This is a genomic window from Pseudomonas sp. MS646 (genome assembly GCF_036693845.1).
Taxonomy (GTDB): Bacteria; Pseudomonadota; Gammaproteobacteria; order Pseudomonadales; family Pseudomonadaceae; genus Aquipseudomonas; species Aquipseudomonas chlororaphis_E.
The window spans coordinates 1,292,038-1,311,201 of record NZ_CP144763.1; the positions used below are offsets into that span (position 1 = coordinate 1,292,038).

23 protein-coding genes are annotated in these 19,164 nt (G+C 59.7%); all 23 read left to right on the forward strand.

Annotation, left to right across the window (positions count from 1 at the left end):
* Nucleotides 1-102 precede the first annotated feature (102 nt).
* The 23 genes from V3H56_RS05560 to V3H56_RS05670 all read left to right on the forward strand — a co-directional run bounded on the left by V3H56_RS05560 (nt 103) and on the right by V3H56_RS05670 (nt 19,155).
* The gene (locus V3H56_RS05560) at nt 103-438 is read left to right on the forward strand and encodes a phage holin family protein (protein ID WP_338474300.1); all 336 of its coding nucleotides are present in this window, start codon (nt 103-105) and stop codon (nt 436-438) included.
* Between the two features lie 122 nt (nt 439-560).
* Nucleotides 561-1,085: a terminase small subunit gene (locus V3H56_RS05565; RefSeq protein WP_338474302.1), complete on the forward strand. Its 525-nt coding sequence runs from the start codon at nt 561-563 to the stop codon at nt 1,083-1,085.
* Complete coding sequence (locus tag V3H56_RS05570; protein WP_338474304.1) at nt 1,030-3,018, forward strand: terminase gpA endonuclease subunit; 1,989 nt, start codon at nt 1,030-1,032, stop codon at nt 3,016-3,018. Before V3H56_RS05565 ends, V3H56_RS05570 begins: the two co-directional genes overlap by 56 nt.
* 11 nt (nt 3,019-3,029) lie before the next feature.
* On the forward strand, nt 3,030-3,245 hold the full coding sequence (locus tag V3H56_RS05575; protein ID WP_072393786.1) for a hypothetical protein: 216 nt from the start codon (nt 3,030-3,032) through the stop codon (nt 3,243-3,245).
* A 2-nt stretch (nt 3,246-3,247) separates the two neighbouring features.
* On the forward strand, nt 3,248-4,855 hold the full coding sequence (locus tag V3H56_RS05580; RefSeq protein WP_338474306.1) for a phage portal protein: 1,608 nt from the start codon (nt 3,248-3,250) through the stop codon (nt 4,853-4,855).
* Nucleotides 4,856-4,857: 2 nt separating this feature from the next.
* Entirely contained in the window at nt 4,858-6,078 is a 1,221-nt protein-coding gene (locus V3H56_RS05585) for a S49 family peptidase (protein WP_338474307.1), read from the forward strand.
* 13 nt (nt 6,079-6,091) lie between these two features.
* On the forward strand, nt 6,092-6,442 hold the full coding sequence (locus V3H56_RS05590; protein ID WP_338474308.1) for a head decoration protein: 351 nt from the start codon (nt 6,092-6,094) through the stop codon (nt 6,440-6,442).
* A gap of 12 nt (nt 6,443-6,454) precedes the next feature.
* On the forward strand, nt 6,455-7,486 hold the full coding sequence (locus V3H56_RS05595; RefSeq protein ID WP_338474309.1) for a major capsid protein: 1,032 nt from the start codon (nt 6,455-6,457) through the stop codon (nt 7,484-7,486).
* A 1-nt stretch (nt 7,487) separates the two neighbouring features.
* Nucleotides 7,488-7,676, forward strand: coding sequence for a hypothetical protein (locus V3H56_RS05600; RefSeq protein WP_338474310.1), 189 nt, complete (start codon nt 7,488-7,490; stop codon nt 7,674-7,676).
* Entirely contained in the window at nt 7,676-7,996 is a 321-nt protein-coding gene (locus V3H56_RS05605; protein WP_338474311.1) for a hypothetical protein, read from the forward strand. The genes V3H56_RS05600 and V3H56_RS05605 overlap by 1 nt, the downstream gene beginning before the upstream one ends.
* The gene (locus tag V3H56_RS05610) at nt 7,993-8,655 is read left to right on the forward strand and encodes a hypothetical protein (protein WP_338474312.1); all 663 of its coding nucleotides are present in this window, start codon (nt 7,993-7,995) and stop codon (nt 8,653-8,655) included. The genes V3H56_RS05605 and V3H56_RS05610 overlap by 4 nt, the downstream gene beginning before the upstream one ends.
* Nucleotides 8,648-9,178, forward strand: coding sequence for a hypothetical protein (locus V3H56_RS05615; protein WP_338474313.1), 531 nt, complete (start codon nt 8,648-8,650; stop codon nt 9,176-9,178). The genes V3H56_RS05610 and V3H56_RS05615 overlap by 8 nt, the downstream gene beginning before the upstream one ends.
* A complete protein-coding gene (locus tag V3H56_RS05620) occupies nt 9,175-9,738 on the forward strand; it encodes a phage baseplate assembly protein V (protein ID WP_338474314.1) in 564 nt (187 codons plus the stop codon). Before V3H56_RS05615 ends, V3H56_RS05620 begins: the two co-directional genes overlap by 4 nt.
* 59 nt (nt 9,739-9,797) lie before the next feature.
* Nucleotides 9,798-10,046, forward strand: a complete 249-nt coding sequence (locus V3H56_RS05625) for a hypothetical protein (RefSeq protein ID WP_338474315.1) — start codon at nt 9,798-9,800, stop codon at nt 10,044-10,046.
* Nucleotides 10,047-10,050: 4 nt separating this feature from the next.
* Nucleotides 10,051-10,377, forward strand: coding sequence for a GPW/gp25 family protein (locus tag V3H56_RS05630; RefSeq protein WP_069971005.1), 327 nt, complete (start codon nt 10,051-10,053; stop codon nt 10,375-10,377).
* Nucleotides 10,374-11,258 carry a baseplate J/gp47 family protein gene (locus V3H56_RS05635; protein ID WP_338474316.1) on the forward strand — a complete coding sequence of 295 codons (885 nt, stop codon included), beginning with the start codon at nt 10,374-10,376 and terminating at the stop codon, nt 11,256-11,258. Before V3H56_RS05630 ends, V3H56_RS05635 begins: the two co-directional genes overlap by 4 nt.
* On the forward strand, nt 11,255-11,866 hold the full coding sequence (locus V3H56_RS05640; RefSeq protein WP_338474317.1) for a phage tail protein I: 612 nt from the start codon (nt 11,255-11,257) through the stop codon (nt 11,864-11,866). The genes V3H56_RS05635 and V3H56_RS05640 overlap by 4 nt, the downstream gene beginning before the upstream one ends.
* Entirely contained in the window at nt 11,859-13,817 is a 1,959-nt protein-coding gene (locus V3H56_RS05645) for a phage tail protein (RefSeq protein WP_338474318.1), read from the forward strand. Before V3H56_RS05640 ends, V3H56_RS05645 begins: the two co-directional genes overlap by 8 nt.
* Nucleotides 13,818-13,825: 8 nt before the next feature.
* Nucleotides 13,826-14,245 (forward strand): phage tail protein, encoded by a 420-nt coding sequence (locus V3H56_RS05650; RefSeq protein WP_338474319.1) that lies wholly within the window; start codon nt 13,826-13,828, stop codon nt 14,243-14,245.
* Nucleotides 14,246-14,331: 86 nt separating this feature from the next.
* A complete protein-coding gene (locus tag V3H56_RS05655) occupies nt 14,332-15,495 on the forward strand; it encodes a phage tail sheath family protein (protein WP_338474320.1) in 1,164 nt (387 codons plus the stop codon).
* A 12-nt stretch (nt 15,496-15,507) separates the two neighbouring features.
* Complete coding sequence (locus V3H56_RS05660) at nt 15,508-16,017, forward strand: phage major tail tube protein (RefSeq protein WP_338474321.1); 510 nt, start codon at nt 15,508-15,510, stop codon at nt 16,015-16,017.
* Between the two features lie 65 nt (nt 16,018-16,082).
* Complete coding sequence (locus V3H56_RS05665; protein WP_338474322.1) at nt 16,083-16,409, forward strand: phage tail assembly protein; 327 nt, start codon at nt 16,083-16,085, stop codon at nt 16,407-16,409.
* A 100-nt stretch (nt 16,410-16,509) separates the two neighbouring features.
* The gene (locus V3H56_RS05670) at nt 16,510-19,155 is read left to right on the forward strand and encodes a phage tail tape measure protein (RefSeq protein WP_338474323.1); all 2,646 of its coding nucleotides are present in this window, start codon (nt 16,510-16,512) and stop codon (nt 19,153-19,155) included.
* Nucleotides 19,156-19,164 lie beyond the last annotated feature (9 nt).

The window sequence follows — 19,164 nt, forward strand, 5'->3', positions numbered from 1 at the left end:
TAAAAAGTACTCATCTTCGATAGGTGCGACCGCATAAAGCGGCCGACACCACACACCAAACCCGGCCCTTGCGCCGGGTTTTTGCGTTTAAGGGGCGGGGCAATGACGAACGAGCAGCAAGCACTGGCAGAGATGCCGATCTGGTTAGTGATTCTCCTGGCCTTGGTCGGTGGCGTATCGGGGGAGATGTGGCGGGCAGACAAGGACGGGGCGCGGGGTTGGGTGTTGTTGAGACGCCTGGCGCTGCGGTCCGGTGCCTGCGTTGTCTGCGGGGTGTCGGCAATGATGCTGATGATCGCCGCCGGCATGTCGCTCTGGACGGCAGGGAGCCTGGGCAGCATCACGGCGATGGCCGGTGCCGATGTAGCCATCGGCCTCTACGAACGCTGGCTGGCCAAGCGACTGGGTGTCACCGAAGCAACAAGCAATGGGGGGTAGGGGGAGGGTAGAGGATTTTTTGGGTCCTCCCCTTGGCCCGCCCCCTACACGGGTTACCGAACTCGCGGATTCCCTGCAGCTGAGTTTTTTGCAGGGATGTCCGTCTTTTCAAGGGGGTAGCGATGGGAAGGACAGTCAGCAAAGCCGAACTGGGTGAGATCGTCGGCCGCGATGAGCGCACGCTGACTCGATGGCAGAACGACGGCATGCCGGTAATTGAGTTCGGCATAGGCCGAGGCAACGAAAACCAGTACGACACCGAAGCGGTGATTCAGTGGTTGATGCATCAGGCTTCGCTCAACGGCAAAAAAGAAACCTCTCGTGACCGGCTCGACCGGGTCAGGGCCAATCGTGAAGAGCTGGCGCTGGCCAAGGATTTGGGCGAGGTCGTTATCGCGGCCGACCTGGTCGGACGCTTTGAGGCCATGATCACGGCAGCCAAAGTCGAGTTGCTCAATTCCTTTCCGGATGAGCTGGCCGAACAACTGTCGGCGCGCTACGGCGTTGAAGTTGACGAGCGCCTGATCGCTGATCCCATCGAAACCATCCTGAGGAGGCTGTCAGACTATGACAAGGATGATGCCCAGTCAGATGGAGATTCTGACGAACCGGACGATCCGGAGGGCTCTGAAGAAAACGGCGATTAACGCGCTGCGCGGCGCCTGCCGTAAGTGGGCCCCGCCGCCGCGCATGAGCATTATTGAGTGGGCGGAAAAATACCGCTGGCTGGCGCCAGAAGAGGCAGCCCGCCCCGGCAAATATCGCTTCAACGTCACACCTCACCTGACCTGGCCCGGCGGCCCTCTGGAGGCGCTGGACGATCCGGCGGTCACCGAGATCGTAGGCCGCAAGTCGGCGCAAGTTGCCTGGACATCAGGCGTTCTCGGTAACGCCCTGGGCAAGTGGATCGACATTGATCCGTCGCCCATCCTGGTGCTGTTTCCTAAGGCCGAAGCCGCTAAGCAATACGTGGGTGAGAAGCTCGAACCGATGATCGAGGCGACGCCAAGGCTTCGCAAGAAGGTCGATTTGCGCAGCCGCAAGTTGCAGCAGCGCCAGGACTTTAAGCGCTTCCCCGGCGGGTTCCTTAAAATGGTGGGCTCCAACAGCCCGGCCAGTGTGAAATCCACACCGGTGCCGCGTGTAGCCATTGAAGAGCCCGACGACTGCAACCTCAACCTGCGCGGGCAGGGCGATAGCATCAAGCTGGCCAAGGAGCGTCTGAAAACCTTTCGCCGTTCCAAGATCATCATCGGCGGTACGCCGACAATCAAAGGCTTGTCGGCCATTGATGCTGAGCTGGAGCTGTCGGACAAACGCATCGGTTTGGTGACGTGCCACGAATGCGGCCAGGAACATGCGCTGAGCTTCGACAACCTTCATTGCGATGAAGACCCTGAATATCACCACGAGGTCTACGGCAATAAACGGCCGGAGAAGGCGTTCTATTCTTGCCCACATTGCGGTGCGATTTGGGACGACAACCAGAAGAACGCCAACCTCAAACATGGGCGCTGGCAGGCCACGGCTGAGTTTCGCGGCATCGCCGGCTACATCCTCAATGAGCTGTACGCCACCTTTTGGGGCTCCCGCTTCCAAGCGTTGATGGAGAAAAAGCTCCAGGCTGAACACGCTGCGGCGCAAGGCAACATCGGTCCGATGATTGCCTTTGTGAACAGCTCGAAGGGCGAAAGCTACGAGTACCAGAGCGATGCGCCGAAGACTGATGAACTGGAGAAGCGTGCCGAGCCGTATGCCGAACTGACAGCGCCCAGGGGCGTGTTGTTGGTCACCGTGGGTGTGGACGTGCAAGGTGATCGGCTGGCACTGATCATCACTGGATGGGGACGCGGCGAGGAGTCCTGGCGGCTGTATTGGGGCGAGCTACACGGCAACCCAATCGACCCACACGATAGCGTATGGCAGGAGCTGGACCGGGTCATCGCTCAGCCAATCCCTACCGAGGGCGGCGCACATTTGGCGGTGTCGGCAGTCAGCATTGACAGCTCGGACGGTAACACCAGTGATGCCGTTTACAGTTATGTCCGTGATCGACAACGCTTCAACATCATGGCGATCAAAGGTGCGTCGATTGATAGCCGCGACAAGGAAATCTTCACCAAGCCTCCGCAGTCTGTGGACACCTCCCAGGACAACACCAAAGCGGCGAAATATGGTCTGCGGGTGCACATCGTTGGGACGCACAAGGCCAAGACGCTGATCGATGGCCGTCTGCGCTTGAAGGGGGGTGGACCGGGGCGCATGCACTGGTACAGCGAGATCCGTTCGGATTACTACGAACAGCTCACCAACGAAGTGCTGGCACCGCATGCGCGTAACCCCAGCAAGATGGTCTGGCAGAAAAAAGCAGGGCGCCGTAACGAAGCCCTGGACTGCGAGGTGTATGCCTTGCATGCCGCACGTAGTCTGAAAACGCATCTGCTACGTGACCACGAGTGGGACCAGTTGGAACAGCAACTGATGCAGCCAACGCTGTTCAACACCGAACAACCGGTCGCACCGGTACCGCGCCGAGTAGTCGCTCGTGGGCGGGGCACCCGCAGTCGAGCGGGCTATTAAGGAAATCAACCATGACTGACGCACAACTGCGCCTAGCTGAAGTTAGGGCGGCAATTTCTGACGTCCTGAAAAAAGGTCAGCGCCTGCGCCGGGCTGATCGCGAGGTCCAGCTGGCGGAGCTCAACAGCTTGCGCTTGCTGGAAAAACAATATGCCGAGCAAGTCGCCAACGAACAGGCGGCGCTGCGAGGTCGAGGCCGCAATCGTGTCTCGTACCTGGGGATTTGATCATGTGGCCATTCAGCAAGCGTCAAGGCCCCGCTGATATGCTGATGCGCGAGGCCATTAAGGTGGCCAGGGCTTCGGTGGACGGTCAGCAGATTGTGGCTCAAGGCGGTGGCGGCGGTGTCGAAACTCGCTGGCGAGGTGCTTCGCGCATGCTGCGCAGCATGGCCAGCTGGATTCCGGGCCTCGGTAGTCCTCGACGAGACTTCAATCAGAGCGAGCGACGAATGCTGGTGGCCCGGTCCAGGGACGCCATGCGTAACCACCTGATAGCCCGTGCTGCCATCACCCGGTTGCGCACCAATGTCGTGGGCACCGGACTGGTCTGCCGCGCCCAGGTTGATCATGAGGCCCTGGGCCTTACCGAAGCGCAGGCCGACCAACTGAATGGCCGTTTGGACCGGCTTTGGTCGTTGTATGCCGATGACCCAAGGGAGTGTGATGCCGAAGCGACCCTCAATCATTACCAGTTGCAAGCTTTGGTCTTGGTGTCATCGCTGGTGGCCGGTGATGTGTTGGTTGCCAGCCCGGACCAGGAACGCCCGGGCTGTGTCTTCAGCACGCGACTGCAGTTGATCGAGTCGGATCGGGTCAGCAATCCGAACGGCGGTATGGACCGTGTCAATCTGGTTGACGGCGTTGAGTTCGATTCGCTGGGCGCGCCTGTGGCCTACCACGTCTGTACCGGCTACCCCGGCGAGCATCTGCCAGGCAAGCCACTGAGCTGGGAGCGACTTACCGCGTTCGGTGAGGAGACCGGCCGACGGCGGGTGTTACACGTTCTGGCGGATAAGGAGCGTCCAGGTCAGAAGCGTGGAGCTCCGTACCTGGCCCCTGTGCTGGAGCCGTTGCAGAAGCTGGAGCGCTACAGCAGTGCTGAGCTGATGGCCGCTGTGATTTCTGCAATGTTCACGGTGTTCATCAAAAAGAGCTCTGATTTCCCAACCGGCAACCTGCCGATGACTGCGCTGGCGGACGAGCGCCCTGAAGGCGATGACACCACCGATGGCGAGCTGGCCCTAGGCGAGGGGGCTGTGATTGACCTAGGCGTCGGCGAAGAGCCTGTCGTGGCCAACCCTGGCCGACCTAACGCCCAGTTCGATCCCTTCTTCACCGCCGTGGTGAAAGAGATCGGCGCAGCCCTGGAGCTGCCACTTGAAGAGCTCTTGCTCCATTACAGCAGCAGCTACAGCGCTGCCCGCGCCGCCATGCTTCAGGCTTGGCGTTTCTACAGCCTGCGTCGTTGGTGGCTCGCCTGTGATTTCTGCCAGCCAAGCCGTGAGCTGATCATCGACGAAGCTGTGGCCAGGGGGCTGATCGACCTACCGGGCTACGGCGACCCAGCCAAGCGCAAGGCCTACTGTCAGGCCATTTGGATCGGTCCGGCCCGTGGGGCGATAGATGAGCTGAAGGAAGCCAACGCGGCCGGTAAGCGCATCGAAATCGGCGTGAGCAACGAGACCCTCGAAACAGCGGCCATGACCGGCGAGCCCTGGCAGCAGGTGTTCCGTCAGCGCGTACGGGAAGTGGAGCAACGCCGCGCCAAAAACCTGCAGGCCCTGCCCAAGGGCGGGCTGGAAAACCCGCCTGACCCCAAATCCGAAGAGGACTGAATATGCCTCGAGCACTTGAGCTGGCTGCGTCGCAGCCTTGGCTAATGCTGCCTGACGCCCTGGAAAACTTGCTGACCATCGCCGACCGCATGGGCGATCCAGTGGCCTTGGCGACCCGGCGCGGCGAGCGGCTGGAAGAGACCCGCACAGTCACTGTGCGAAACGGCGTGGCAGTGATCCCCGTAACAGGGCCGATCTTTCGTTACGCCAATATGTTCACTGAAATCAGCGGGGCTACCAGCACGCAGGTCCTGGGCACGGACATCCAGCGAGCGCTGGACGATCCCAAAGTCCGTTCGATTGTGCTCAACATCGACAGCCCTGGCGGTGTCGCCTCCGGAATCAATGAACTGGCCGAGATCATATTCGCTGGTCGAGAACGCAAGCGGATCGTGGCGTACATCGGCGGCATTGGGGCGAGCGCTGCGTACTGGATCGCCTCGGCAGCGCACGAGATCGTCATCGACGAAGCCAGTTTGGCCGGAAGCATCGGCGTTGTCGTTGAGGCCGTCGTTGAAAGTGGTGCCGCTAACGGTCGCAAACGCTATCAGATCGTCAGCAGCAACGCGCCGAACAAGCGGCCAGATCTCGCAACCGAGGAAGGGCGCGCCAAGATCGGCGAAACCGTAAATGCCCTCGGTGAAGTCTTCGTCGGCAAAGTGGCGCGAAACCTGGGCACCGAAGCCGCAAAGGTTCCTGCAATGGGTGACTTCGGCGGATTACGCGTTGGAGCCGCGGCTGTTGAATCAGGTCTGGCCCATCGGTTGGGCTCGCTTGAATCCCTCATCACTGAACTGGCCAAACCGGCCATCACTGTCCCTAGGAAAACCACCATGACCACCGTACACACCACGGCGGAGCTGCGTACTGCGCTCGCCGCCGGCATTGATCCAAACACCATTGAAATCGCTCAGGCACAACAGCCTGACCTCGGTGCCATTCGAGCCGAAGGCGCCACTGCCGAGCGAGAGCGCATCAAGGGCATTAACGCCCTGGCCAGCAAAGGTTTCGAGAAGGAAATCGAAGCGGCTATCGATGCTGGTACCACGGTCGAAGCCACCGCCTTGCAATTGTTCAAGGCCGCCCAGGATCGCGGGATCTCCCTGTCTGCGATCAAGAGTGATGCGCAGGGCGTGACGGCTACAACCCCAAGCGGTGACGGCAAGCAGGGCGAACGCCAAGCCGCCGTCAGTGCAATCGTTGCGGGCGCTTCGCGCCGCTGAACAGGAGACACTCATGAGCAACCCAGAGCGTAAAACCTACCGGCCAAGTCATCTGTCTGCCGGTGACTTTCCCATTGCAATGGACACCGGTGTGATCGCCGCAGGCCAGGCCCTGTTGCGGGGTTCTGTCTTGGGGCAAATCACCAGTTCAAAAGAGTTTGTGCTGTGCAAAGCGGCCGCTGAAGACGGTTCCCAGGCGCCTGCGGCCATCCTCGAAGAGGACGTGGATACCACGGACGGGGCCAAGAGCGCGCCCATTCGTTTGACAGGCCAAGTGCTAGGCACCCAGCTCCACCTCGGTGAAGGCCTGACCTTGGCAGCGGCCAAAGCCGCCCTTCGACCTCTCTGCATTTTCATCCGCTGACCGGAGCACCTGATGACCGACATTTTTGACACCCTTACCATGCTCGAAGCCGTCGAGCAGATGAACACTCCTCGTCGCTTCCTGATGAACACTTTCTTCAACGGCGGTAACCCCATTACTTTCGGGACCGAGGCGGTAACCATCGACATCATCAAGGGCCAGCGCAAGATGGCGCCTTTCGTCCACCCATCGCTGCCTGGCAGTGTTTCGCTGCGTAACGGCTTCAGTTCTGAAACCTACAAGCCACCCTATATCCAGCCCAAGCGCGAGACGCGAGCAGAACAAATCCTCAAGCGTGCTGCAGGCGATAATCCATTCTCCTCGCGGACTCCCCTGGAGCGAGCGGGCGAGCAGCTGGGGCGCGACCTGATCGACCTGGATGACGAGATCACTCGCCGTGAAGAGTGGATGTGCGCTCAGGCGCTGAGCACTGGGCGCGTTCGGGTGCTGGGCGATGGCGTCGATGACACCATCGATTTTCTGATGGAGGACAGCCACAAGATCGTGTTGGGGGCCGGGCGTTGGAACACGGCGGACTCTGACCCCATTGCCAATTTGCGGCAGTGGAAGCGCCAGATCGCCAAGGACTCCGGGCGTACCGGCAACGTCGCTGTGCTCAGTGGCGAAGCCCAGGACGCTTTCCAGCGCAATGAGACAGTGTTGAAGCAGCTCAACTCCCGCCGGGTGGACATGGGCGTAATCAAGCCCGAAGAGTTGCCGGATGGCGTGACCTATCTCGGCTATTTGAACGATCCCGGCATCGACCTGTACGTCTATGACGAGTGGTACCTGGACGATGATGGTGATGAACAGCAGATGGTGCCAAGCGGCGGCTTGATGCTGGGCTCGACCTCGACTCGAAACGCGATGCTGTATGGCGCGATCAAGGACATCGAAGCCATTGAAAGTGGTCTGGTCGAAGCGGCCCGTTTTCCAAAAACCTGGGTCACCCAGGATCCGAGCGCTCGGTGGTTGAAGCTGCAGAGCGCTGCCCTGGCCGGGATGTTGGAGCCTAACGCTTTCGTTTTTGCAAAGGTGGTGTGAGATGGCCGCGAAAGTTGAGTACTACGTAGTCAATGGCAGCGTGCAGGACGGTGCCAAGGTGGTGCGAAAAGGCGAAGTGTACGTTCCGCTCAGCACTGAGATTCGGGATCTGTTGCTCGAAGAAGGCGTCATTGCCAAGCGCGGCAAACTGGAGTCCGGATCCGGCGCCTCGGATGACGGAGATAGCTGATGGCCTTCCGTGACCAGGTGGCAGCGATGGATGCGCAGTTGCTGGATATCCTGGGCGACGAGGCTCTGGTCGAGGGGCGCGACTTACCGGTGCCGGGATTCTTCTCGGCGCCCTGGCTGCAACCGAAGGTGGGAAGGATCAACACTGGCATACGCGAGCCAGTGTTCGCCGTTCGTGTTGTCGACGCTCATCTCATTTCGGATGGCCAGCTCATCACCGTTCAGCTAACGCAGGAAGACGGCGGCGGACGCTATGTCGTCGTCAGGCGTGAGCCGGATGGCACTGGCTGGGTCAACCTGATTCTTCGGGAGGTGCGATGAGCGTCGGCAGCCATGTTAAATCCTCGGCCAGCTCCGGTCTATTCACACTGCAACTTGCTCAAGCTGATAAGGATGCGTTCTCCGACTTTGCTGCGCTTGTTCCGCAGGCCGCCCGTGCAGCTCAACGGCGAGCCCTGAATAAGACGCTGCGTTGGTTGCGTACTCACATTGCGCGGGCGGTTGGCCGACAGGCTCGAATTGCTATCGCCGCTGTACGTCAGCGATTAAAGGCCTACCCAGTTAACTCCAACGAACAAGCGAAGTTGTGGTTCGGCATTAACCCCATTGAGGCTAGTCGCGCTGGGCGGGTACGACAGGGTCGCTCTGGTGTCTCTGTCGCCGGTCGCAAGTATCAGGGGGCGTTCTACAAGACCGTTTATGGCAGCGAACCAGATATCTGGATTCGTACCGCCAGTAAGCATTTCAGAGCAAGCGACTATCCCGACAGTGATGTGTCTGGCGGCGGTGGACCAAGTTCGGGCTGGATTGCTGAGAACGGCAGCCGCTATCCACTCGCCAAGGCCAAGATATCGCTCGACGACGTGCGACCTCACTTTGAGGAGTGGTCACGTCGTGCGCATCAGCGGTTGCTTGAAATCCTGGAGCAGGAAATGAATTTCGAGCTTCAAAAATATCTGAGGAAATCAGCCCATGTCTGATCCCATTATTCCTCTCGACCAGCTTTACTCGGCTATTGAAGAACAGATCGCCCAGGCCATCCCCGGCTTGGCATATATCTGCACCATGCCCGACATGTTGCAGCACGTACCCATCCCCGCTGTTGTGCTTGAGCTGGTCGAGCTGGAGCCTGGCCGGGACCCCGGCACTGGCGAAGTCGGAGTCGAGGCGCGTTTCGAAGCACGGATCATCGTTGGCAGTGACCACGAGCACTGCCAACAGGTAGCGGCTTTCATTGCGGCTCAGCTGATTATTTTGCTGCGCATGCAGACATGGGGACTGGCGGTCGAACCGGCGGAGTTCATCCAGGCATCACAGGACTGGACCCGGCCAGAGCTCGATAGCTATGCGGTGTGGGTCGTCGAGTGGACCCAAGGTATTTACTTAGGCAAGGAAGAGTGGCCATGGCCGAATCAGCCACCGGGTACCCTGCTCTGGGGTTTCAGCCCTGACACGGGGCCTGGCAGAGAAGGGAGCTATCAGTCACCGGAGGAGATGGCATGAGCTACCCCAGCGCGCAGCATGACCGCATGCTGGCTGGCCTGGTCAAGGATTGTTATGTGGTGGCGCTGGATTTGACCGCCTCACCGCCCGTATGCCGGGTGTCGGATGGGGACTGGGTCAGTGCATGGGTGCGTTGGCACAGTATCGCTGCTGGCAAGGCCCGTCATTGGCGAGCGCCCAGCATGGGCGAGCAGGGGACTCTGGTCAGTGCCAGCGGGGAAGTGGCACAAGGCACATTTATCCCCGGTCTGTATGGCAATGCTGGGGCACCGCCGGACAACCGTGATCATGTCGAGGTATGGCGTTTCGATGATGGTGGCTCGATGGTCTACGACTGGCAGGCCAGCACGTACACCATCACCGTGCCAAGCGGTACCGTCACCGTCAAAGTCGGCGGAACCGAAGTGGTCGTTACCGACAGTGCGATCAACGCCACTGCGGGCGATATCACCCTGACCGGCAATGTGCAGATCAACGGCCCGCTACGGGTAACGGGTGATATCCACGGCGGCGGAAGCATCGTCGACACCACTGGCAACACGCCGAACCACAAACACTGATTCCGACATTCATCCACAGCCCGCCGCGTGCGGGCTTTTGTGTTTCTGGAGCGAACCTTATGAGCAAACCACGAACAGGGACGGACCGGGCCGCTACCGATGTGAACCCGCTTCAGCCCACACGGACCGAGTCGCCCGAACCCATCGGGCCGGCGCGGGTGTTTCGCGACACCCTGTACACCTCTCGCACGTTGGTCATGCCAGACGGCCGCACCGTGCCGGTCATCGCCGGTCAGGTCTCAGCCCGTGGCGATGATCAATACGCCTTTCTCAAGGCGCACCCGGATATGCAACAGCTGACGGAGTAATTCCATGATCGGAGTGGACCGTCGCACGGGGCAGCCGCTGTCCGGCCAGGCGCATTTGCGGCAGTCCATTGAGGACATTCTGAGCACGCCTGTCGGCAGCCGGCGCATGCGGCCTGAGTACGGCAGCCAAATGCGTCGCTATGTCGACCTGCCCGTTAACGAGGGCTGGAAGAGCGCAGTTCAGGCCGAGGTCGCTCGTGCCCTGGGGCGTTGGGAGCCCCGTTTGAAGCTTGAACGTGTCCGGGTCATTGCGGTGGTTGATGGACAAATCACCTTGCAGCTGACGGGCTCATACATTGGCGATGGCGTGGTGCTGGAGGTGAACGCATGAGCACTATCGACCTTTCGGCGTTGCCGGCCCCACAGGTGCTGGAGAGTCTGGATTTTGAAGAGTTGTATCAGGGCGAGCTGGCAACTTTCCGCGAGTACATGGGCGATAACTGGACCGCTTTCCTTGAAAGCGATCCGGTGACCAAGCTGCTGGAGTTGGGTGCTTATCGACGCATGCAGAATCGGGCCAGGGTCAATGACGCGGCCAAGGCCCTGTTACTGGCTCATGCCACGGGTGCCGACCTGGTGCAGTTGGCTGCAAACGTGAGCCTTGAGCGCCTGGTCATTCAGGCTGAGGACTTGACCGCCGTGCCGCCAGTAGCCGCGGTGCTGGAAAGCTACGACGCACTGCGCGAGCGTATCCAACTGAGGTACGAAGGGCTGACCACTGCCGGGCCACGGAACAGTTACATCCTGCATGCTCGAAATGCCTCGGGACTGGTGGCAGATGCCACGGCCGAAAGCCCGGCACCGGCTGAGGTGGTGGTGACAGTCCTGTCTCTGGAGGGCGACGGTACCGCTAGCCCCGAGCTGTTGGCCGAAGTGGACACCTACCTCAATGATGAAGATCGGCGGCCTGTGGCTGATCGGTTGACGGTGCAGGGTGCTGAAATCCTGCCCTATCGAATCGATGCCGTGGTGTACATGGTCGGCACGGGCCCGGAAAACGAGGCAGCACTTGCTGAGTGCAACGCGCGACTGCGGGCCTGGATCAACCCCCGGCGCCGCTTAGGCGTTGAGGTTGCCCGTTCGGCGATTGATGCACAGGTCCATGTCAGCGGTGTGGCCCGGGTCGAGATACCTGGATGGGTGGACATCCGCCCAACTAAGGCGCAAGCGGCGTGGTGCACGGGCTTCACCGTAACGCGGGGTGGCAAATGAAAAGTCTGCTTCCCCTCAACAGTACCCAGCTTGAGCGTGCAATTGAGGCGGCTATCGACGAAACAACAGCGATACCGCTCAGAACCCTATACAACCCGGACACCTGCCCGGCGCATTTGCTTTACCAACTGGCTTGGGCCTGGTCCGTGGACCGCTGGGACGAGGCGTGGCCCGAAGAGGTCAAGCGTTCGGTGATCCGCTCTTCGTTCTACGTTCATGCCCATAAGGGCACCATCGGCGCGTTGCGCCGGGTGGTGGAGCCGTTCGGCTATCTCATTGAGGTCGTCGAGTGGTTCCAGACAGAGCCCAAGGGTGTGCCGGGAACGTTCGCCTTGAAGATCGGTGTTTCCGAGGAAGGCATCAGCGAAGAAACCTACAAGGAACTGACATGGCTGATTGATGACGCCCGGCCGGTCAGCCGCCATTTATCTGGTTTGGACATCGTTCTGGAAGCACACCTCGACGCCTTTGTCGGGTTCGCCGTTTATGACGGCGATGAGATCGATGTTTATCCCTGGAGCAATCCCGACATCGACGTAGAAGTGCAGGGATACAGCGGCGTCAGCCATTACATAATCGATGAATTGGATACCTACCCGTATGGTTGATAAGAACACTATTTTTGGCGGCATGCTGACCACATTGGGTGCCAACAAAAAAACCAACTGCGATGCCTTGGGTATCCCCTGGGAACCCAAATACATGCTGATCGGGGACGCGAACGGCACCGATCCGGTGCCAAGCGCCTCCCAAACTAGATTGATCAATCAGGTTTACCGAGCCCAGCTCAATCAGCTTCGGGTGTCGGAGAAAGACGCCAATGTTTTGATCGCGGAATTGGTGTTGCCGCCAGACGTGGGCGGCTGGTGGATTCGTGAGCTGGCCCTGGAAGACAAGGACGGTGTTTTCTCTGCCGTCTCCAACGTGGCGCCTAGTTACAAGCCGCTGCTCGAGCAGAACTCTGGCCGTAATCAGGTAGTGCGGATGCACATCATCACCAACGGCACTTCGAACATTCAATTGAAGATTGACCCATCTGTGGTGCTGGCCACCCGCGAATATGTCGATACGAAGATTCAGGAAGAGCTGTACAAGCTCGACAGCAAGCAGTCAGTGCGAGCAGCGACTACGGCCAATATCGCGTTGAGTGGGCTTCAGACCATCGACGGCGTTAGCCTGCTCGCTGGCGACCGGGTGTTGGTGAAGAATCAAACGTCCTCTAAGGACAACGGCATCTACGTTGTGGGCGTAGCAGGATGGCAGCGTGCGCCGGATGCTGACAGTAGTGCTGAAGTCACATCGGCGATGATTCTTTCAGTCGAGCAAGGCGCTACGCTGGCCGACACGCGCTGGCAGTTGGTAACCGATGGAACGATTGTCCTGGGTACCACCGCGTTGACATTTCAAAACATCACCCAGGGTTTTGCCCCCATCAACTCGCCTGCGCTGATCAACCCTACGGCCAACACGCCTGCGCTGTTCGACAACACTAAGTCGGTCGCGACGACTGAATACGTCATGCGCTCCAGCGGCAACTATCGCGGATTCACCAGCCTCACGTCGGCGACCACTTTGACAGCGGCGGCGGTTGGCACGTTGGTTTCTACCATCGGGTCGTTTACTCTCACGTTACCAGCCGCAAGCAGCTTGCCTGCTGGCGGTTCGATTCACTTTCGCAACATTGGCGGCGGCATTGTGACCGTCGTCTGTGTGGGCACTGATCTGATCAACGCCGGCAACTTCAACCAACCCAACAACATCGTCCTCCAGCCAGGTTCAACCCTCCAACTGACCAGCAATGGGGCCGCTGCTTGGTGGGCTGCAGGATCGGCGCAACTCCAGTATTCCAAGGTTTTTGGTAATACCCCCACGCAATTTGACAGCAGCAAACTGCTGGCAACCGCCGAGTTTGTACAGCGTGAAAAAGGCAGCTATGCAAATAGCACAGGGATTGCAGGCGGAAACGTCACCTTGACAGCGGCACACGTCGGAACGCGCATTGAGATGTCTGCAAACGGCACGCTGACATTGCCCAAGGCAAATACTTTGCCCAAGGGGTCGGCAATTCTGATTACGACCTCAAGCGCGGTCGATGCGGCCAAGCTGGCGGTGCTGGCAGGTGACACACTGGCTATCAATAACGTTTCCGTCTCATCGCCTTACACCATGTCCATGGGATCGGACATCTTGCTGGTGTCGGACGGTGAAAAGTGGCGGGCGCATGCCAGTCTTGAATGTTTGCGATCGTCACCAATGTTTGCGGCCATTTTTGGCGCTAACGGCCACCAAGTTCTGCCCAGTGGCTGGATATTTAAAATAGGGCATGCATCAACGGATACCGCGTCAGGAACAGTGCCTGTAACGTTCCCCGTCGCATTTCCTACAGCCTGTATGTACGTGGGAGCCATGTATGCTGGGGCTGGTGCTGCGCCTAATCCTAGTCTTTGTCAGTGCTCACAGCCGACCCGTACAGGTTTTATGGGCTTCATGACCAACGTGACTAGCAACAACTCCGCTGTGACTGTTGGTGGTTACAACTGGCTAGCCATCGGCTATTGAGGGTATCTATGTTCGCTAAATGGATTGAAGAAGACGGTCGATTTGCCTTCGAATTGACTGATAACGGAGGCATTGAAATATCTGATGCTGAGCACGCGGCACTATTTGAGCCGCGCCAGGTGGTCAAGATCATTGGAAAGGGTGCTGATGGCCGACCAGAGCTGCAGGATCCACCGCCACCGACTGTAGAGGAACTAGTTGGCATCGAGCGGGCCTGGCGCGATAACCAACTTTCACTAACTGATGGGGTTGTGACACGCCATCGCGACGAGCTGGAGGAAGGCGTCGTAACAACATTGACTGCTGAGCAATACGCGGAACTTCAAACCTACCGACGGGCCTTGCGCAACTGGCCGGAGGCCGGCGATTTTCCATTGGCTGATCATCGGCCTCCAATCCCTGTCTGGCTGTCTCATCAATCCGAATAAACGCCCCGCACAGTCGGGGCGTTTTCTTTTCCGCTTCACCACAAACAGGCCTCGCATTGCGGGGCTTTTTCGTATCTGGAGAACCTATGAGCTTCTTTCATGGCGTGACCGTCACGAACGTCGACACCGGCGCTCGTGTCATTGCGTTGCCATCGTCCTCGATCATTGGACTGGTTGACACATTTGTACCTGCGCCGGCCTACAGCGCTCAGCCGAATGACCTGGTGATGATCACCAGCGAGCGTGAAGCGGTGGCCGCCTTTGGGCCAGACTCGGCAATGACCAAAGCCTGCAAAGCCATCTACACCCGTGCCAAGGCGGTGATTGTTGCCTGTGGCGTGCCTCAGTTGGCCGATCCGGCTGAACAGACCTCGGCAATCATCGGTGGCGTGCAGGCCAACGGTAAGCGCACCGGCCTGCAAGCGCTGCTGGACGGCAAGAGTCGGTTCAACGCCCAGCCGCGGCTGTTGGTGACTCCCAAGCACAGCGCGACACTGGCTGTCGGTACCGCGCTGGTCGCGCTGGCCGACAAGCTGCGAGGGCTCGCCATCCTCGACGGCCCGAACACCACTGATGAGGCGGTGATGGCTTACGCCGAGAACTTCGGCGCCAAGCGGGCGTACCTGGTTGATCCGGGTGTGCAGTATTGGGACACCACGGCGGACGCCACGGTCGACGCGCCCGGCTCCGCCTGGGTGGCAGGGTTGTTTGCCTGGACCGACAGTGAATACGGTTTTTGGGCGTCGCCTTCGAACAAGGAGTTTGTCGGCATCACCGGTACCTCGCGCCCGATTGAGTTTCTGGACGGTGACGAAACCTGCCGGGCCAACCTGCTCAACAACGCCAACATCACCACGATCATCCGTGACGACGGTTTCCGCCTGTGGGGTAACCGCACGCTGTCGAGCGATCCGAAGTGGGCGTTCGTCACTCGCGTACGAACGATGGACATCGTCATGGACGCAATCCTCTACGGCCACAAATGGGCGGTAGACCGATCGATCACCGCGACATACATCAAGGATGTAACCGAAGGTCTGCAAGCTTTCATGCGCGACCTGAAGGCTCAAGGCGCAATCATCAACTTCGAGGTATTTGCTGACCCGGAGCTGAACTCGGCAAGCCAACTGGCGCAGGGCAAGGTGTATTGGAACATCCGCTTCACCGACGTTCCGCCGGCAGAAAACCCCAACTTCCGCGTAGAGGTCACCGATCAATGGTTGACCGAAGTCCTCGATACCGCCGCATAAGGAGCGACTGTAATGGCAATGATTCCCGAAACCCTGGCGAACCTGAATTTGTTCGTCGACGGCGTCAGCTTCCAGGGCGACGTGCCAAGCCTGACGCTGCCAAAGCTCACGCTCAAGATGGAGGAGCATCGCGGCGGCGGCATGGACGCCCCGGTCGAACTGGATATGGGGATGGAAAAACAGGAGGCGAACTTCACCACTACGGGTGTGCGTCGTGAGTCGTTGAAGTTCTTCGGCTTGTCCGATGGCACAGCGTTCAACGGTACATTCCGGGGAGCCTTCAAAGGGCTCAAAGGCAAAGTTACGCCGGTCATCGTCACCCTGCGCGGCACCTTGAAAGAGGTCGATATGGGGGACTGGAAAGCGGGCGACAAGGCCGAAATCAAGCATGCCGTCGGACTGACCTACTACAAGCTCGAAGTGGACGGCCGAACCGTCTACGAGATCGATCCTCTCGGCATGCGGCGAGTTATCAACGGTGTTGATCAACTCGCCGCCCAGCGTTCTGCATTGGGCCTCTAACTCTTCTTGATACCCGCCTGGCGAATCGCCCGGGCGGCGTTTCCTCCTTTTTAGGACACACCTCTATGAGCAATACCCCAATTCCAAGCTGGATGACCCTGGCCGCTGACCGCGTCACCGTGAAACTGACTGTGCCATCTGAGGCCAACGGCGTGCGTGTCGATACGCTGAGCCTCCGAACACCGACCGTGCGTGACCTTCGTATCGCCCGCCAAACAGCGCCCAATGATGAAGAACAGCAAGATCTGAATTTGTTCGCTTCCCTGGCTGAAGTCAGTACCAAGGATCTGGATGGTTTGGCGCTGAAGGACTTCTACCGCATACAGGCCGGCTATTTTCGCCTGGTGCGAGATGATGAACTTCAACCCGAAGGTGCAAAAGCAACTGGCTAAGCGTCTAGCCGCCGAGTTGAATTTTTCCGCCGCTGAAATCCTCACCATGCCATTTTCCGACATGGTTTGGTGGCTCTCAGACTGAAACAAGGGGTAGACGATGGCTAGCAAACTGGCGTTATCGCTGGTGATCGGCGGCGCCGTCAGTTCGACGATGGGGTCTGCCTTCCGCACGGTTGAAGGTCACATCAAAAAGCTGGAGGACAAAGGTAACAAGGCCAAGGTGCTCAAGAGCACCATCAGCGAAACCATCCGCCTGCGCGATGAATGGAAGCGGGCGCACGACAGCGGCGCGGCTTCGGCGGATGGGCTGTTGCGTAAGCTCAACGGCAACCTTGATGCCCTACGCAAGCAGGGCGTGGAGGTGGGCAGGCTGGGGCAGGAGTACCAGCGCCTGGGCCGTACAGCCAAAGCCGCTGATCTGCAGCTCAAAGGTCACCAGCAGCTCGATGCCGGCAAGAAAGGACTCACGTCGAGCATTGGTCAGGGTGTTGTCGCCACAGGCCTGGCCGCCATACCGACCAAGGTCAGTGCGGATTATCAAGCGATCATCCGCGACATCGCGATCAAGGCGGACGTGGTCAATAAGCCGCAAGAAACACAGCTTAGCCAGACGGTGATCCAGACCTCTCGCGATACGGGCATGGCCCGTAACGACGTGGCGGACCTGGTAAACCAACTGGTCGGTGCCGGTATGGACCTCAAGCAGGCCATGGCCTACGCACCGACGGCGGCGAAGTTCGCCATCGGCCAGGGCGCCTCCGGTGTCGATACGGCCAGCATGATCATGGCGCTGCAGCAGAACGCCAAAATCACCGACCCCAAGGTGATGCAGCAGGCCCTGGAGGCCATCGCCTATCAAGGGCAGGCGGGCAGCTTTGAGGCCAGCGACATGGCCCGCTGGTTTCCTCAACTGCTGGCGAGCATGGAGAAGAACGGCAGCACCGGCATGGAGGCGGTCAGCTCCTTGGGTGCGATGCTTCAAGTCCAGATGAAAACGGCTGGCGGCTCGGACGAAGCGGCGAACAACCTGAAAAACTGGATGGAGAAAATCGGTTCGGGCGACGTGGTCAAGGCGTACAAAGACGCCGGCATCGACTATCAAGGCTCCCTGAACACTGGCATTCAGAAGGGCATGTCGACCCTGGAATCCAGCTTTGCCCTGGCGATGAAATACATCCAGGCCACCGACCCGGCAAAAGCCGCGAAGATGGCCGAAGCCCAGGCCAAGATCAGCAAGGAAACAGATCCGGAGAAGGCCAAGGCGGCGCTCGATGCCCTGGAAAAATCCCTGCGTACCGGTGACCTGTTCGCTGACATGCAGGTCAAGGCGGCGCTCACGGCCTACTCGCAAAACAAGTCGCTGTACGAGCAGCTGAAAAAGGATTCGCAGTCTTCTGGCGGGATCCTCGACAAGAACCTGGCCGAACGGCGCGAAACGTCGAAACAGATGTGGGACGAGCTCGGTCAGGCGGTGAGTGATGGCATGCGCAGTGTGGGGGACGCCATCCGCCCGGCGACCGATGCGGTCGCCCAGGGACTGACTTCAATTGTGCGTGGGCTGACCAAGCTTTCGGATGGCTCGCAACCGGTGGTGCTTGGCATTGCGGGCATCACCGCCGGCCTATTGGCCCTCAAGACGACTGCCAGCGCGGTGAAGATTGGCAGGGGGCTGTACAACATATCGCGTGGCCGGGCGATGGAACGAGGCGTGGGTTCCCTCGGTGATGCCGCTGCCAAGGCTCCGAAAACCGGTATCAAAACGGTGGACAAGGGCCTGGGTCTGCTCGGCAAACTCATGGGACGCAGCCCGGAAACTGCTGCAGGGGCTGGCAGCGAGCCGCAGCGGGTCTTTGTCGTCAATGCGGATGCTATCGGCAGGGCCAGTTCCAGCGGCCCGGGCACGGACCCTGGAGGCGTTACACGTAGGCGTCAACGTGGGCGCCGTGGCCGTCGTTCAGGCGTGGGGAGCATGTCGCGCAGGCGGATAACTGCTCGGGCGCCGAGTGCCCCGGCAGTGACTGCACCGGCAATGCCATCCTTACCCAAAGCGTCTGCAGTGTCTGCCTTGCCCAAGGCCGCAGCGGTGGCCGCACTCCCAATGGCTGCCGTGGCAGAGGCCGTTCCTAGCAGTTCACTTGGTCAGGCAGTGCAGTCGATAAGAGGGGTGACGCGTCTCTCCAAACGTATCCCAGGTGGTTCGGTGCTCGATGCGGGAGTCGGGGTCTTGGACACCGCACTCAATGCCACGACTCAGGACGAGAAAGCCGAAGGATACGGCGGGGCCGCTGGCGGTCTTGCGGGCGCGCTCGCTGGAGGTGCTGCCGGTGCCGCTATTGGCTCGGTGGTGCCGATCATCGGTACCGCCATCGGGGGAGCAATTGGTGCCGCTTTGGGCGGTCTGGGTGGCGAGAGTATCGGCGGATTCTTGGGTAAGTCCTGGTTTGGCAGTGATGACAAGGCTGAGGCCGCAAAGGCCGACAAGCCCGCGGCATCTACTGAAGCGCCGACCAAGCTGCCCGAAGTCGCGAAGGTGGCAGAGCCGACGCCGCCGGTGCCACCAAAAGTTGAGCAGGCTTTCAGCTTTGCTCCGCAAGTCTCCATCACCGTGCAAGGCGATGTAAAAGACCCGGCTCAGTTGGCCCGGGACCTGGAGCCGCATTTGCGTCAGTTGATGGAGTCCTTCTCCCGAGACGTCGCCGCCCGCCAAGCATCGAGTCAGTTGTTCGATTCCCCTCACGTTTAAGGAGGTGCC

Bases quoted from the DNA above. Each gene is read 5' to 3' on its own strand.
- V3H56_RS05560 (WP_338474300.1), top strand. From the start codon at position 103: ATGACGAACGAGCAGCAAGCACTGGCAGAGATGCCGATCTGGTTAGTG.
- V3H56_RS05565 (WP_338474302.1), top strand. From the start codon at position 561: ATGGGAAGGACAGTCAGCAAAGCCGAACTGGGTGAGATCGTCGGCCGC.
- V3H56_RS05570 (WP_338474304.1), top strand. From the start codon at position 1,030: ATGGAGATTCTGACGAACCGGACGATCCGGAGGGCTCTGAAGAAAACG.
- V3H56_RS05575 (WP_072393786.1), top strand. From the start codon at position 3,030: ATGACTGACGCACAACTGCGCCTAGCTGAAGTTAGGGCGGCAATTTCT.
- V3H56_RS05580 (WP_338474306.1), top strand. From the start codon at position 3,248: ATGTGGCCATTCAGCAAGCGTCAAGGCCCCGCTGATATGCTGATGCGC.
- V3H56_RS05585 (WP_338474307.1), top strand. From the start codon at position 4,858: ATGCCTCGAGCACTTGAGCTGGCTGCGTCGCAGCCTTGGCTAATGCTG.
- V3H56_RS05590 (WP_338474308.1), top strand. From the start codon at position 6,092: ATGAGCAACCCAGAGCGTAAAACCTACCGGCCAAGTCATCTGTCTGCC.
- V3H56_RS05595 (WP_338474309.1), top strand. From the start codon at position 6,455: ATGACCGACATTTTTGACACCCTTACCATGCTCGAAGCCGTCGAGCAG.
- V3H56_RS05600 (WP_338474310.1), top strand. From the start codon at position 7,488: ATGGCCGCGAAAGTTGAGTACTACGTAGTCAATGGCAGCGTGCAGGAC.
- V3H56_RS05605 (WP_338474311.1), top strand. From the start codon at position 7,676: ATGGCCTTCCGTGACCAGGTGGCAGCGATGGATGCGCAGTTGCTGGAT.
- V3H56_RS05610 (WP_338474312.1), top strand. From the start codon at position 7,993: ATGAGCGTCGGCAGCCATGTTAAATCCTCGGCCAGCTCCGGTCTATTC.
- V3H56_RS05615 (WP_338474313.1), top strand. From the start codon at position 8,648: ATGTCTGATCCCATTATTCCTCTCGACCAGCTTTACTCGGCTATTGAA.
- V3H56_RS05620 (WP_338474314.1), top strand. From the start codon at position 9,175: ATGAGCTACCCCAGCGCGCAGCATGACCGCATGCTGGCTGGCCTGGTC.
- V3H56_RS05625 (WP_338474315.1), top strand. From the start codon at position 9,798: ATGAGCAAACCACGAACAGGGACGGACCGGGCCGCTACCGATGTGAAC.
- V3H56_RS05630 (WP_069971005.1), top strand. From the start codon at position 10,051: ATGATCGGAGTGGACCGTCGCACGGGGCAGCCGCTGTCCGGCCAGGCG.
- V3H56_RS05635 (WP_338474316.1), top strand. From the start codon at position 10,374: ATGAGCACTATCGACCTTTCGGCGTTGCCGGCCCCACAGGTGCTGGAG.
- V3H56_RS05640 (WP_338474317.1), top strand. From the start codon at position 11,255: ATGAAAAGTCTGCTTCCCCTCAACAGTACCCAGCTTGAGCGTGCAATT.
- V3H56_RS05645 (WP_338474318.1), top strand. From the start codon at position 11,859: ATGGTTGATAAGAACACTATTTTTGGCGGCATGCTGACCACATTGGGT.
- V3H56_RS05650 (WP_338474319.1), top strand. From the start codon at position 13,826: ATGTTCGCTAAATGGATTGAAGAAGACGGTCGATTTGCCTTCGAATTG.
- V3H56_RS05655 (WP_338474320.1), top strand. From the start codon at position 14,332: ATGAGCTTCTTTCATGGCGTGACCGTCACGAACGTCGACACCGGCGCT.
- V3H56_RS05660 (WP_338474321.1), top strand. From the start codon at position 15,508: ATGGCAATGATTCCCGAAACCCTGGCGAACCTGAATTTGTTCGTCGAC.
- V3H56_RS05665 (WP_338474322.1), top strand. From the start codon at position 16,083: ATGAGCAATACCCCAATTCCAAGCTGGATGACCCTGGCCGCTGACCGC.
- V3H56_RS05670 (WP_338474323.1), top strand. From the start codon at position 16,510: ATGGCTAGCAAACTGGCGTTATCGCTGGTGATCGGCGGCGCCGTCAGT.